At 40.0% G+C, this 12,687-nt stretch carries 14 protein-coding genes; 13 read left to right on the forward strand and 1 reads right to left on the reverse strand.

The window, feature by feature from the left end; genetic code table 11:
- The first annotated feature begins 236 nt into the window (after positions 1–236).
- The 9 genes from E8L90_RS04840 to E8L90_RS04875 all read left to right on the forward strand — a co-directional run bounded on the left by E8L90_RS04840 (position 237) and on the right by E8L90_RS04875 (position 7,672).
- Positions 237–560 carry a hypothetical protein gene (locus E8L90_RS04840; protein ID WP_137028227.1) on the forward strand — a complete coding sequence of 108 codons (324 nt, stop codon included), beginning with the start codon at positions 237–239 and terminating at the stop codon, positions 558–560.
- Between the two features lie 343 nt (positions 561–903).
- Positions 904–2,274: a hypothetical protein gene (locus E8L90_RS04845; RefSeq protein WP_137028228.1), complete on the forward strand. Its 1,371-nt coding sequence runs from the start codon at positions 904–906 to the stop codon at positions 2,272–2,274.
- Positions 2,275–2,292: 18 nt separating this feature from the next.
- Positions 2,293–2,664, forward strand: coding sequence for a hypothetical protein (locus E8L90_RS04850; RefSeq protein ID WP_137028229.1), 372 nt, complete (start codon positions 2,293–2,295; stop codon positions 2,662–2,664).
- A 17-nt stretch (positions 2,665–2,681) separates the two neighbouring features.
- The gene (locus E8L90_RS04855; protein ID WP_162309037.1) at positions 2,682–3,059 is read left to right on the forward strand and encodes a hypothetical protein; all 378 of its coding nucleotides are present in this window, start codon (positions 2,682–2,684) and stop codon (positions 3,057–3,059) included.
- A 287-nt stretch (positions 3,060–3,346) separates the two neighbouring features.
- A complete protein-coding gene (locus E8L90_RS30110) occupies positions 3,347–3,493 on the forward strand; it encodes a hypothetical protein (RefSeq protein ID WP_167497580.1) in 147 nt (48 codons plus the stop codon).
- Positions 3,494–3,569: 76 nt separating this feature from the next.
- Positions 3,570–3,947, forward strand: coding sequence for a lasso peptide biosynthesis B2 protein (locus tag E8L90_RS04860; protein ID WP_137028231.1), 378 nt, complete (start codon positions 3,570–3,572; stop codon positions 3,945–3,947).
- Position 3,948: 1 nt separating this feature from the next.
- Positions 3,949–5,694: an asparagine synthase-related protein gene (locus tag E8L90_RS04865; RefSeq protein WP_137028232.1), complete on the forward strand. Its 1,746-nt coding sequence runs from the start codon at positions 3,949–3,951 to the stop codon at positions 5,692–5,694.
- Positions 5,695–5,711: 17 nt separating this feature from the next.
- Positions 5,712–7,376 carry an ABC transporter ATP-binding protein gene (locus E8L90_RS04870; RefSeq protein WP_137028233.1) on the forward strand — a complete coding sequence of 555 codons (1,665 nt, stop codon included), beginning with the start codon at positions 5,712–5,714 and terminating at the stop codon, positions 7,374–7,376.
- A gap of 32 nt (positions 7,377–7,408) precedes the next feature.
- Entirely contained in the window at positions 7,409–7,672 is a 264-nt protein-coding gene (locus E8L90_RS04875) for a PqqD family protein (RefSeq protein ID WP_162309038.1), read from the forward strand.
- Between the two features lie 705 nt (positions 7,673–8,377).
- On the opposite strand, the gene E8L90_RS04880 is transcribed toward E8L90_RS04875, so the two are convergent.
- Positions 8,378–9,598 (reverse strand): IS110 family RNA-guided transposase, encoded by a 1,221-nt coding sequence (locus E8L90_RS04880; RefSeq protein ID WP_137028235.1) that lies wholly within the window; start codon positions 9,596–9,598, stop codon positions 8,378–8,380.
- 482 nt (positions 9,599–10,080) lie between these two features.
- Between E8L90_RS04880 and E8L90_RS04885 the strand changes: the two genes are divergently transcribed.
- The 4 genes from E8L90_RS04885 to E8L90_RS04900 all read left to right on the forward strand — a co-directional run bounded on the left by E8L90_RS04885 (position 10,081) and on the right by E8L90_RS04900 (position 12,560).
- Complete coding sequence (locus E8L90_RS04885; RefSeq protein ID WP_137028236.1) at positions 10,081–11,283, forward strand: DNA polymerase IV; 1,203 nt, start codon at positions 10,081–10,083, stop codon at positions 11,281–11,283.
- The gene (locus tag E8L90_RS04890) at positions 11,280–11,651 is read left to right on the forward strand and encodes a YhjD family protein (protein ID WP_137028237.1); all 372 of its coding nucleotides are present in this window, start codon (positions 11,280–11,282) and stop codon (positions 11,649–11,651) included. The genes E8L90_RS04885 and E8L90_RS04890 overlap by 4 nt, the downstream gene beginning before the upstream one ends.
- Entirely contained in the window at positions 11,648–11,998 is a 351-nt protein-coding gene (locus E8L90_RS04895) for a YolD-like family protein (RefSeq protein WP_137028238.1), read from the forward strand. The genes E8L90_RS04890 and E8L90_RS04895 overlap by 4 nt, the downstream gene beginning before the upstream one ends.
- 280 nt (positions 11,999–12,278) lie before the next feature.
- Positions 12,279–12,560 carry a hypothetical protein gene (locus E8L90_RS04900; protein WP_007728325.1) on the forward strand — a complete coding sequence of 94 codons (282 nt, stop codon included), beginning with the start codon at positions 12,279–12,281 and terminating at the stop codon, positions 12,558–12,560.
- Positions 12,561–12,687 lie beyond the last annotated feature (127 nt).

Below are 12,687 nucleotides of genomic sequence, written 5' to 3' on the forward strand. Positions count from 1 at the left end.
GGAGATTAATCCTCTAATTAGCAACAGTTTTAAAAAATTGTTCAGACATTTTGGGCTAAACAATAAAGATGTAAGCAAATTGGAGAAATACTTACGAAAGGTTGCTAAAAACTACATAACAACGCAAAAGGGCTCAAGGGTAACACCTACACCTGTTAGAAGCAATGGAATTAATAAAGGAGACCAAATCATGGTAAGACCGAAATCGTATTCACAAAGGGATTTAAAAAGGTAATATGATAAAATTAACGAAAGTAATGGTTTCGAGGTATATAGCTGAGAAACTGGGTTTGAAAAGTGATCGTATGCTTTGGATGAGTGACAGCGACTCGAGACAGTTTCTTGATGAGTGGTTTGATCGTTTAAAACAGGAAATCGAGATAATAGCCGGTGAGACTACATTTTCAGGCAATATTAACACTGGAAATGAGTTAGAGAGAAGAATAAAACAATTAAAGATTCAAATTGAAGTACTATTGAACGAAAATAAAACCTTGAAAGAAGAAAATTTTCATTTAAGAATGCTTTCCTTTGATAAATTCGGTAAAGCTGACGCTTAGTTCAAGAATGCTACCATACGATAGTTATGATAAGAGAATGAAATGCGACCGTTGCTTGAGGTTAGTTTTAGTTCTAAGCAGGTGTGCCCTCCAAGCATAATGAACATATCAGATTCAACCAAACATATTCCCATATCGGAAATAATCCAGTGTAAATACGAATAACCGAGATGCCTCAGTAAAGTAACTCGCTTCGAAAGTTCAACCAAATAGCGATAGTCGACTGTCCCTTTATACGTGTATACATTAGAAGGGGCAAGATCATCCAGGTGTTCTTTTGTTACCTCAGAGACTTTGTTGATCTCAAATTTTAACGAATGGAATGAAATGGGAGTTGTAGCAAATGGCATTAGTTCGTCCTCGGCTAAACGATAACTTTAACCTACCGTTTACCCAAGAAGAAGTTGATTTTGCTATTCCATTCTTGGATGAAGATATCCCACTTTATTTGGATCCCTTTTTGCTCTGGAAATCACCCTCAATGCAAGATAACTCGTTACATACTGCGGTTGTCAATGCGTTTAACCACCTTGGCTACCTTATGAATAAGGGGAACGATAAGGAAGCTATTGAAATCTTAATTCGTGCGTCTGAATGCAATGAAGCTGGTCTTGGAATGTCTAAGACGAGAAAAGGGGCAAGGATTGGAGAAAAAACAGCTCGAAATATCCTTTCTCTTTTTAACGACATTCCCCAAGTAAATAAAAGCGGCTTCGTTCACTTTGAGGAAATTCAGCTCTTTGTTGACCAGATATCTAGTGACCGTATAAGCGATATCGCATGTAATTTTTTGGAATCATTTCTTATCGATTTTACAATGTCTGAATGTGAGAAACACTCTATTCCAATGTCCAAAATCAGTGTTCATGACATTTATGACTATAAAATGAACAAATTTATAGTGGAAGAAGTATTTCTACCTTCTAATCCCGAAACTCAACAACCTATTCTATTGATGCCCAAACGATGGCTTCGTGTACTTCCTTGGATTAACTATGAAGACTACTTTAAAGACTATTTCATCAAAGAGGTTAGTAAAGAAGACCATGAAACTTCAAGAGTTAAGGTGCTAAACTTTAATCGGCAGAATTATGATGTAGTAAAAGCATATATCTCAACAAAAGAAAGAACGCAAGCTGACTGTAAGAACGACCCGTTATTTAGACCGATCCCTATTACTTCAGCAAAAAGAAAACTTTCTACGATTTTGAAATTACCAACAGGGAAGACGGATAATGCTGACAAAAAATATGAAGATCATATTGTTCAGTTGATGGCTTCTCTCTTGTATCCGCAAATGGATTTTGCTGCAGAGCAAAGTCGTACAGATTCAGGTGTACTAATTCGAGACCTAGTATTTTATAACAATAGATCGTTTGATTTTTTAAAAGATATTTATGATGAATATGGCAGCCGACAGATTGTTATGGAGCTAAAAAATGTAGCAAAGGTAGAGAGAGACCACATATACCAATTTAACCGTTACCTAAACGACCATTTCGGTAGATTTGGTATCATTGTAACAAGAAACCCTTTACCAAGGAGTGTTTTCAAAAACACGATTGATTTATGGTCAGGACAGAGACGATGTATCATCGCTCTTACTGACCAAGACATTGAGATGATGGTTACAATTTTCGAAAGCAAGCAAAGATTACCAATTGAAGTAATAAAAAAGAAGTACATTGAGTTCACACGATCTTGTCCATCATAACGCAAAAGGAGGGGGAATATGGATATTAGTCACTTTGAAAAAGTAGAAGCACAGTTGCAGGGATTATTTAATGAAATTACTGCTCTATCAAAGAAGAAGCCAGATGATGCAATTAACAAATTTAAACTTAAATTTGTTAACCAAATTATTGTAGAAGCGAATAAAATCCTTAAACAGGAGAAACCATTTCCTGATTTTTACTCTTTTGAGGAAGATGACTTACCTACAAACAGTGACGTTGTTATGATATTGTCACAATACATAAGCTGCTTAGAGAAATTACGGTCAGATAATATCACCTCTAACTTAGGCAGTTGGTATTGGAGGGTAAAGGGAGAGCAGACAAGTATCAAAACAGCTCCCCCTAAGAAGATAGCTCCAAGGATTTGAGCGAGAGGGTGTATGAAATGGTTAAAAAAAATAATGAAGATAAGGAAAAACTCCCTACAGAACTTCAGGCTGAACGCTTTGATATGTTGGAGCCAATGTTGGAATCTCATTTACATGAAGTCAGGGAGTTCTCTAAAAAGAAGCAGGATGGCGTACTAAGCAAACTAAAGGTGAACCTAATTAACAGAGTTCTCACCGAAATCAAAGAGGTACTAAAGTACGATCCAACAATTGAATTTCTCGATTTACTTGATGACGAAACCCTCCCTCAAAATGGCGAGGCAGTACTTATCCTTGGGCAATATCAAGCTGCGATGAAACAGTTCCGTTCAAAATATTACGGATGGAATTCCAGAGATGCTCAAACCCGTTGGAGGACCCAGGAAAGACCTTAAGACCCTACTGAGTAGGGTCTTATTTATTTGCAGGATAGCGTCTTTTAAACTTGATTACCGCTTAGATCAGCCCCCATTGTAATGACAAGTTGGGCTATTTGACGCTTATTCAACAACCATAAAACGACTATGCATGTAACTCTAGATGTTATTTATTAAATAAATAATTGTATATATTTTACATAGAATACAGTATTTACAATAAGAGGGAATTGTATTACTATTCTGTTAGCAGCTATGAGTTAGCAGAGGTGAGTTAATAAATCAGCCTGTAAGGAGGTGGCGAAATGACGAAAATAGAAAAGCAAAATAATTCAGTAGAAACCCAAAAGTATACATCTCCAAAATTAGTTAAGCTAGGTTCTGTTGTTCAGCTTACTTTTGGAGGAAGCTCTAACGGTGGGGACTTCTACGCTTCAGGTCATCGTGATTAAAGGTTGTAAATAACATATCCCCGACAATTACCATGGTAATTGTCGGGGATAAAAATCTTTTGAAAGGGGGCTTCACTTGAAATTATCCAGTGGTATTTCGTCTTTTCTGTTAATAATCGAGGCAATTATTTCGTTAGTAGTGGTCTGGATCCTTTTACGATTATTTAAAATGAAGACAATTAATTGGCGTTATGAAACTAATCGTTCAAATCCAGCTCTTATTAGAAGGATTTATAATGCTATATGGACCGTCAGTCAATATATGCCCATTTCATGTAGATGTTTAGAGGTTGCCAGTGCTGTTAAATTTGTGGCTGCAGTTCATCGCTTAAAAGTAACAGTTGTAGTTGGAATCAAATCTTGCCCATTTGTATCCCATGCCTGGATTAATTCACATGATTTACAAATGGGTGTTGAAAACCCAGAAGACTATAAAGTTATAGGAGAATTTTAATATGCATAATTTACACGATTTTTATGGGGAAGTAGGTGATACCCAATCATTGATCAACACGGATTTTACCTCCAAATTATTGTTATGGGGAAAGTCTTGCTTCTTAAGCTCGAAGAAGAATGAAGTTCTTGAATCTGATACGAGGTTTACAATTGCGGTTAGAGGGGCAGGTTTAAAGGCTTCTCACGTTCTTAAACTAATTAATATGGAAGGAATAAATGGTTTAAAAAAGGTTGATGGCAACTGTTCAGTAGTAGTAATTGACCGAAATAAACAAACAATAGTTATGTACCGGGGACCAGTTGGAAGGTATCCTCTTTATTGGAGACAAAGAGACAATATGATTAGTTGGTCGACTGATATAAACCATTTGGAAAAAGAAACACTAGACGCGCTATATTTCTATAGATACTTCATAGGAATGGGTTTAGTTGATTGCTGGGAAGAAACTCCATACAAGGGGATACATCGAGTGCCCAGAGGTCAGGCAATCATATTTAATAAATTCGCTAGGCCGGAAGTTCTTTTTAATGACCAATTGAATCCGAAAACAGGAATGGAAAATATAGGTGAAACAGAGGTGTTTGAACAATACCTAAATCTATTACAAAACTCATTAATTAAGCACCGGGGACAGTCCGCTCTATTCGAATGTAGTGGTGGATTAGACTCGTCGTCGCTCTTAATTGCTAATAAACAATTAAACCATACTGGTGACAGTTCAATTACATATAGATGGAGTGCTTTAAAGGGTCTTGATGAAAGTAATCAGGCTCAAATGATATCACAACAAGCCGATATCCCATGGAATATCGTAGAGGCTGATGAACTATTACCTATGTCTCACATTCATACTTTTGCTGAAGAGCATTTTCCAGACGAACCATCACTAGATTTATTTTTCTATCCTTGGCGGGTACCCATATTCCAAATGGCTAAAAGATTGGGTCATAAAAACATAATAAGTGGACATGGAGCCGATCATTTATTACAAGGAAATTACTGCTTCATAGCAGATTTACTAAAGCAAATGAAAATTAAAACTGCATGGCAACATGCACTAAGCGCTTCAGATGCTGCCTTCGCTAGTGGATTAAAAGCATTCTGGTTTTTGAAGTCATATGGATTGTTTCCTTTATTACATTTATCTCAGAAACCACCATTAATATCAAACTGGGATCCAGCTATTCACAATAGGTTTATAACCCCTAGTTTTATGGTAGATTTCGGAGAGGTAAAAACAATAATGAGAGATATGGAGAATGATATTAAAAAAATTAAACTAAATACTGAGTATGCAACACAACTAAGTAGAACCATGAGTACTATTACACAGATATCAGATTCTGAAGCTTTGGGACGTAACTTTGGTATCGAATTAAACTTTCCGTACATAGATAGACCATTAATTGAATTTATTCTTGGTCTTCCATATAGTTATACAATCCAAGGAAGTGAAGCAAAGGTTATTACAAAACGTATATTTAAAAAATATTTTCCAAAAGATTTTGTAAGAGTACAGGGCGATTATTATCGACTAACTTTTTTGGCTCTACAAAAATATTGGACAGATATCATGAATTTGATTGTAAATAGTCCATTATGTGAGGCAGGGATAATTTCAAGAGAAAGAACAATTGATTTTCTAGAAAAATGGCGTGCTGGGAAAGAAGTAGATTCAACAAGTACTATTATTGCATTAATAAGTGCTTGTTTCTGGATAAGTAAATCGAAAATGTCATTTTAATACTGTGGGGGGAAATAATGAGTTTCCACAATGTAAAAAGAATATTAGCTCCTTTTGCAAAAGAGAAAGTACTAGTAGTGTTCTCGGTATTAGCTGGGGTATTGGCTGCCCTTTTAAATATATCTAGACCAATTCTCCTTGGAAAGATTATTAGCGAGTTGGTTGAGGGCTCCTACTACAACGCTATGTGGCAGTGGTATATCGCATTATATTTCCTTACCTGGCTACTTACGTGGTCCATTTCGTTCCTTTTAGATTATCTTGCGGCCAGAGTTAGTCAAAACATATTAATTAATTTTCGATTGAATATTCTTCGTCACTTCATACGTCTACCATTTCTGGAAAGTGAGAAGATGCCCCCAGGAAGGCTTGGGATGTACGCGACATCTGATCTTCCAAACTGGTCAAATCTCTACGGAATCGTATTGGCACAGGTTGTACACGCAATTTCACAATTTATTGGCGCAGCGATTGCACTTTCAAGTCTCGATGCCAAGCTTACATTATATTTAGTGCCATTTTTAGTAGTAAGTCTTCTAATACCCATCCTCAGTAGTCGTAAAATGATAGGTTTAAGTAAAAGTGCTCAAGATGGAATCAGTAGTGTCATGGAAGATGTGTCAAGTTTATCGCAGGGAATACGTGATCTTATCAGCTTTCAGGCTGGAAAATGGGCAATGGATCGTTATAAAAAATCATGTGAAACTGCATATAAAGCTGTGATTAAACGTGACTTGGCACAATCTGGATTACGAATAGTAAGTGGAGCAACAGAAATTGTTGCTTATGTCTTAATATTGATAGTTGGAAGTGGGCTTGTCGAAAGAAAAGAATTGGGTGTTGGAGAATTGGTGGCTTTTTTGGCGACTATAGAACTAATCTTCTTTCCTGCTCGTTATGCAAATAGTTTATTTAGTCAAATTCAGTATTCTGTTGCATCAGCGAAACGCGTGTGGGAATTTATAGATTTACATGAAGATAAAACTATTATTCCACATGCAAATGGTGTTCAAATGAGTTCAGTTAGTTTTACCTATCCAGGGGCAACAAAAAAAACATTAGATAATATCAACTTGGATGTTCAAGCGGGAAAGCTAATTGCTGTTGTTGGAGAAAGTGGGTCTGGAAAGTCTACTTTGCTCCAAATTATTGCAGGTTTATACAAGCCTACTGATGGGAATGTAAATTACTTGAAAGGCGCGAATACGCCAATATGTTGCGCTTGGCAAGATCCACATCTATTTCACAGCACTGTTTCGGATAACTTGTCTCTAGGACAAAGTTTTCAATTAGACGAGTTGCGAAATGTTGCGATTAGTGTGAATGTAGATCATATGGTTATGAACCTTCCGAACAGATACGATGATCAAGTGATTAACAGAGGAGAAAATTTTTCTGGAGGAGAAAGGCGACGATTATCATTGGTTCGAGCACTTGTTCGTCAACCAGAATTTTTGATCTTAGATGAGCCAACAGCAGGTTTAGATTCTGAGAATGCAAGGATCGTTTGGCAATCAATATTAGAACTAGGTCCTGATGTAACTAAAGTGATCAGTACACATCAAATGGAGGAAGCAAGACAAGCAGACCTTATTATCGTTCTTAAAGAAGGAAAAGTAATTAGGTCAGGTTCTCCCAAGGATCTTATAGGTGAGCATGGTCATTACGCTATACTGACTTAAACAAACTTAAGTTCTTAGAAGGAGATATGAATTTGAAATACAAAATTATGGAAACTGTTTCAAGTGTTGACATTGACGGACAACGATATTTAATGGATTCAAAAACAGCTAATTACTTTTCTTTAGATCCAATTAGTATATATGTTTGGGAAATGTTGAAGGAGAGTAATGATTTTGAAACCATAGTAATAAGGGTTGTAGCAGAGTATAATGCTCAAAAAGAGGACGTAATCGTAGATATTCAATCCTTTATTCATGATCTAATTGAAAATGGATTGTTAAAGGTAGTATCTTAAAACATACATGACTTTTCCACCATACAACTAATACGAAAGTTGGCTTAGGGGTAGAACGGCTTTTCGTGGGGACTTAGATGCTTATAGTGAAGAGACACATAAAAATTTTGAAAGTGCTTATCATGAGTTGACGTTGTTATTACTGATGTAGTAGATCCCCCCTTAGGAAAGCAAAGGCTGCCGATATGGATACCGGCAGTCTCTTTTTGTAGAAAAATGATTAAGTTGTGTTTGACCAGTTCTGCCAACATTTTCGCAAGAGTCCCTATTAAACGGTCTCCAAGTTTTTCAGAGGGATAACTGATCGAAAAGCTACTCAACATTTGACTTAATACGATTAACTCTATAAACGAGAATGTTGCGGAGTATTGTGGAGAAGTTAGGTTGAGACTAGCGACAGGACGTCAACGGGAAACACTTACAGGTTGACGTCTTTTTTTGAGTGAAAGAGTCTTTGACCCAGATTTTCGCAGTGATGGTCTTTCATAATAAAGTGAAACGATTTCATTTCCCAACTTACAACAAAAACAACTCCTTAGAAAGGAATACATAACTTTAACTAATCGGGTAACTCATCATATTCAACTCCCATGAAAATTAACCTCTATGTGTATTATTAAAAATGGCAATACTAAAAAAGACGTAGCTCATTCATTTTTTAAAATTGCAACGTCTGAGTTTTCTGCTTTGTAGATTTTTCTTTGATTAAGAGGCTTCAGTAATAGTAACGGTATATCCCAGCTTTTCTAATCTTTGAACGGAATGTCTTACTATGAACTGCTGTTTTTGCTTCTCAAAATAATCTTCTCCTAAATCGACATACATTTCTTTGCGGGTAAGTAGATAATAGGAGATTCTTAGCATGGCATGAGCTACAGAAATTGCTGCTCGTTTTTTACCTTTTCGTGCTGCTGTTCGCCTATACAAAGCACCGAGGTAATTTTTCGAGCCTCTTACTGAATGAGCTGCTTCCGTTAATGCAGATTTTAAATATTTGTTTCCTTTTTTTGCTTTAGATGACTTTCTTCTTTTTCCGGCGCTTTCGTTGTGCCCAGGCACTAGTCCTGCCCATGAACATAAATGTGCTGCACTTGGAAATTGTTTCTCAATATCTGTTCCAATTTCAGATAAGATTTGTTCAGCCATACGAGTAGCAATTCCTGGTATGGAGTCTAATCGTTCAACATCTTCTTGGAAAGAAGTGACTCGCTGAGAGACCTCACGGTCTAATTTTTCGACTTGTTCATTCAGAAATTCAATGTGATTTAAGATGGTTTTTATCATAAGACGTTGGTGTGGGTTCACATATCCTCGAAGAGCTAACTCTAGTTCGTCTTTTTTTCGTTTCATAGTACGGCGAGCGAAGCTTGCAAGTTTCTCAGGATCTTCCTCACCATCAGCAATTGCATGAAGCATATCTCGACTGGAAACTCCTAAAATATCGGATACAACAGAAGAGAGTTTAATGTTGGCGCCCTCTAAAACCTTTTGAATTCGGTTATGTTGTCGGGCTCGCTCTTCAATTATGCTTCGACGATATCGAACTAGCTCTCTCAACTCGCGCTGATTTCGATTGGGAATATAGCTAGCTGTAAGTAACCCATGTCGGAGAAGTTCAGCGATCCATTCTGCATCTTTGACATCTGTTTTTCTTCCGGGAACTGCTTTCATATGAGTAGCATTAACCACCAAAAATTCAATTGATTCTGCTTCCAATAAATTGACGATTGGCTTCCAAAAAACACCCGTGCTTTCCATTGTTACATGGGTGCACCCTTGTTCTTTAATCCAGTCAATTAGCTTTAATAAGAAAACAGTCTTAGTTGAAAATGTTTGAATCTCCTTTCCTTCTGGTGTAATGATGCATGCAGTAATACTGTCCTTATGAACATCCATACCACACGATCGTTCAATGATTACCTTCATTGAAAACATCCTTCCTACGGCACTACCTATAAGGAGGCTGGTGCAACAATCATAAAAGGACTAATCTCCCATGAGTGCTTCCCGAAAGGGAGCGACAATCTATGATGCACCATGATCGTTGGAGTCAGACTAACGGATGGGCTCGTAGCACCAACTTAAAACGACCTTCCTCTCCAGCCGTAGTAGCAGTATAGACAGATTCAAACCATTTTCATCATCTTTGGTGCAGCAGCGCACGGGTTCAGTATAAAGTTTATTTTCCAAATTCTAGATATTTCTTATCCGTGAACTGGATAGTGTCAACAATTCCAGTCTAGAACATTGTTTCCAAAGAACAATACTTTGACATATCTGCGATGTTGTTTCAGTCTAAATCGAAAGTTGCATCATCTAATAGGGTCTTTTTTCTAAATTTATATATCTACAATGATATATCTTTACATTTTCATACATTTTTTTGTGTTAAGTCTTGATAAATCGACATGCAGAGCTTTTATGCCAGTATCGAGAAAGGGGCCAATCGAGAGCTGCGAAACAAGCCGATTGTCGTCGCAGGTGATCCAGAGCGGCGCAGCGGAGTCGTGCTGGCAGCGTGTCCGATTGCCAAGTCATACGGAGTGGTCGCGGCCGAAGCACTGTGGCAGGCACAGCAAAAGTGTCGCCAGCTCGTCGTTGTTCGTCCGCGCATGGAGATGTACATTCGCATCTCCATGCAAATCACTCGCATATTCGAGGCATTTACTGACAAGGTGGAGCCGTACTCGATCGACGAGCAGTTTCTCGACGTGACAGGCAGCGTCCATCTGTTTGGTGATCCGTTGCAGATGGCTGCACAGATTCGGCAGCGCGTCTGGATGGAGATAGGAATCAACTGTCGGGTAGGCATCGGAGAGAACAAGGTACTGGCCAAAATGGCCTGCGACAATTTCGCCAAGAAACGGGAAGAAGGCATTTTTTGGCTCAAGCGGGAAACGTTAGCGGATACGCTCTGGAAGCTTCCGATTGAAAAGCTGTTCGGAGTAGGCTCACGCATGAAGCGTCATTTTCATCGAATGGGCGTCTATCAGATCGGGCAGCTGGCAGATATGAGGCCGGCCATCCTCACTCGACATTGGGGAGTGAATGGGGAAGTGCTGTGGCGCACGGCTCACGGAATCGACGATTCACCCGTGGCATTGGATTCCTATGATTCACAAAAAGGGATCGGTCATCACATGACGTTGCCGCGGGATTACCATACAGCAGCGGAAATCAAAGTGGTGCTTTTAGAGCTGTGCGAAGAAGTGTGCCGTCGGGCGCGGAAAAAGGAGCTGATGGGCTCTGTTCTGTCTGTGGGCTGTCGTGGAGCCGATTTGGCTGCTGGAACGGGCTTTGGGCGGCAGATGAAGCTCACGGAACAGACGAATGATGCCATGACTTTGTACGAAGCGGCCTGCTTTCTGTTTGACCGTCATTGGCAGGAAACGCCCGTCCGCAGTATCGGGGTCAATCTGGGGCAGCTTGTTCCTGACAACGTGGTGCAACTCAATCTGTTCACGGACAATCACAAGCGGCGTTCGTTGGCACAAGCCATGGATGATATCCGGACCCGATACGGTCAGGACGCCATCCTGCGTGCCACCTCTGCCTTGGAAGCGGGACAGGCGAAAGAGCGCGCACGTAAGATCGGAGGACACTACAAATGACGGAGCCGATGGTGTCAGACGAGCAGGAATTGATACGCCAGTATATTTTATTTGGCATTTTGTTTCGGGCGGTCATGGTCGATCTGGGGCAGATGCGGATTGTGCCATTGAAGTTTTCTTATCAGATGATGTTCGATGAGCTCTCGCGGTGGGCGGAGCGGCAGCATCACCAGCTGCGCCGCATCTTGGGGCAGAGAGGATGCACAGTCGTCAGCTCACGACGTCAGGGACATATGTATGTCGTCCACTATCGACAACGCGGGTATGTACGAGAAGCGATCTATACGATTGAGCTATTGCGGGCAGAGTGTCAGGAGCTCGTCCATGTGTGGACCCGATATGAACAGCGAGGAGAGAACAAGCGATGAGGGAAAAACGTGTGTCCAAAAAGGAAAATGTATTCGTAGCCAGTCGGTTTGTGCTGCCGGAGCATCGGGAAATGTATTTGCGCATCAAGGAAGAAGAGCGCCGCTATGTACCACCCGAGCTGGATCAGGAGCAGCTCAGCGCCTTTAGCGAGCTGGTATGGCAGGCGTTCCAGACAGAGAGCATCCTGACGCTGACCTATTATGACGGACGAGAGCCGCGAAGCCTGTCTGCCCACATTATCCATATTGATCAAGCGGCGAGACGCCTCAAGCTTCGGGTAGGCTCCGAGATTCACTGGGTTCCTTTTGCCAGGCTGCTGCATGTGGAGCTGGCAGCGAGCTCCTGAATGAAGGAAATGCAGGTACATGATGGGCAAGACATGAAAAGTACGCGGAAATCGGCAAAAATAGGCCCCTTTTTCAAAAGCAAGCGGCAAAAAACGGCGTGCCGCGTTGAAACGGTGTGTGCGAGGAAGATGTGAGATTCCTGAAACGAAAAGCGGTCAAAAACAACCGTTTTTCGTGTTTTTTTGGCTTACACGGATTTTGCCAGAAGGGAGGTTTCCTTGTATTGTTAGATTATCTTTTGAAGCATATATTTGACGGATAGAACAAAGGAGATTTTGCATGCTAGCACAAGAAATGGGTGTCATATTCACCAAGCACGCCGATCAAATTACTTCCAAGCGTTGGGGAGAATTCATGCAACAATTGGAGGAAAAAGGCCTGTACGTGCTCATTGAGACAGACACGATCGGAAGAGTGATGAGTCCATTGGGCGGATTGATGCCCATGCCGTGTAAAAGTGAGACGCTCCATATTGTGACAGCTGATGAGCTGGAGCAGCGCGGCTTGCCGCTCGGTCACCACATCGTAACGAAAGCGAAAGAAAAAGTAGTCCAACCATAATCGAAAAAACCAGCGCAACCTTTCCTGTGGGAGCTAGCCTCCAAGTGGGAAAGGTTTTTTGTGTGAAAAACGTCCCCTCTCATCGGGGGATCGAAGCATCTCGACGTTTTTCGTAAAGGTGGATGCG

The sequence above is a fragment of the Brevibacillus antibioticus genome, assembly GCF_005217615.1.
In the GTDB taxonomy this organism is placed as follows: domain Bacteria; phylum Bacillota; class Bacilli; order Brevibacillales; family Brevibacillaceae; genus Brevibacillus; species Brevibacillus antibioticus.

Coding starts and splice junctions, on each gene's coding strand:
- E8L90_RS04865 (WP_137028232.1), top strand. CDS start 3,949: ATGCATAATTTACACGATTTTTATGGGGAAGTAGGTGATACCCAATCA.
- E8L90_RS04895 (WP_137028238.1), top strand. CDS start 11,648: ATGAGGGAAAAACGTGTGTCCAAAAAGGAAAATGTATTCGTAGCCAGT.
- E8L90_RS04850 (WP_137028229.1), top strand. CDS start 2,293: ATGGATATTAGTCACTTTGAAAAAGTAGAAGCACAGTTGCAGGGATTA.
- E8L90_RS04880 (WP_137028235.1), bottom strand. CDS start 9,598: ATGAAGGTAATCATTGAACGATCGTGTGGTATGGATGTTCATAAGGAC.
- E8L90_RS04885 (WP_137028236.1), top strand. CDS start 10,081: ATGCAGAGCTTTTATGCCAGTATCGAGAAAGGGGCCAATCGAGAGCTG.
- E8L90_RS04870 (WP_137028233.1), top strand. CDS start 5,712: ATGAGTTTCCACAATGTAAAAAGAATATTAGCTCCTTTTGCAAAAGAG.
- E8L90_RS30110 (WP_167497580.1), top strand. CDS start 3,347: ATGACGAAAATAGAAAAGCAAAATAATTCAGTAGAAACCCAAAAGTAT.
- E8L90_RS04845 (WP_137028228.1), top strand. CDS start 904: ATGGCATTAGTTCGTCCTCGGCTAAACGATAACTTTAACCTACCGTTT.
- E8L90_RS04855 (WP_162309037.1), top strand. CDS start 2,682: ATGGTTAAAAAAAATAATGAAGATAAGGAAAAACTCCCTACAGAACTT.
- E8L90_RS04900 (WP_007728325.1), top strand. CDS start 12,279: ATGCTAGCACAAGAAATGGGTGTCATATTCACCAAGCACGCCGATCAA.
- E8L90_RS04890 (WP_137028237.1), top strand. CDS start 11,280: ATGACGGAGCCGATGGTGTCAGACGAGCAGGAATTGATACGCCAGTAT.
- E8L90_RS04840 (WP_137028227.1), top strand. CDS start 237: ATGATAAAATTAACGAAAGTAATGGTTTCGAGGTATATAGCTGAGAAA.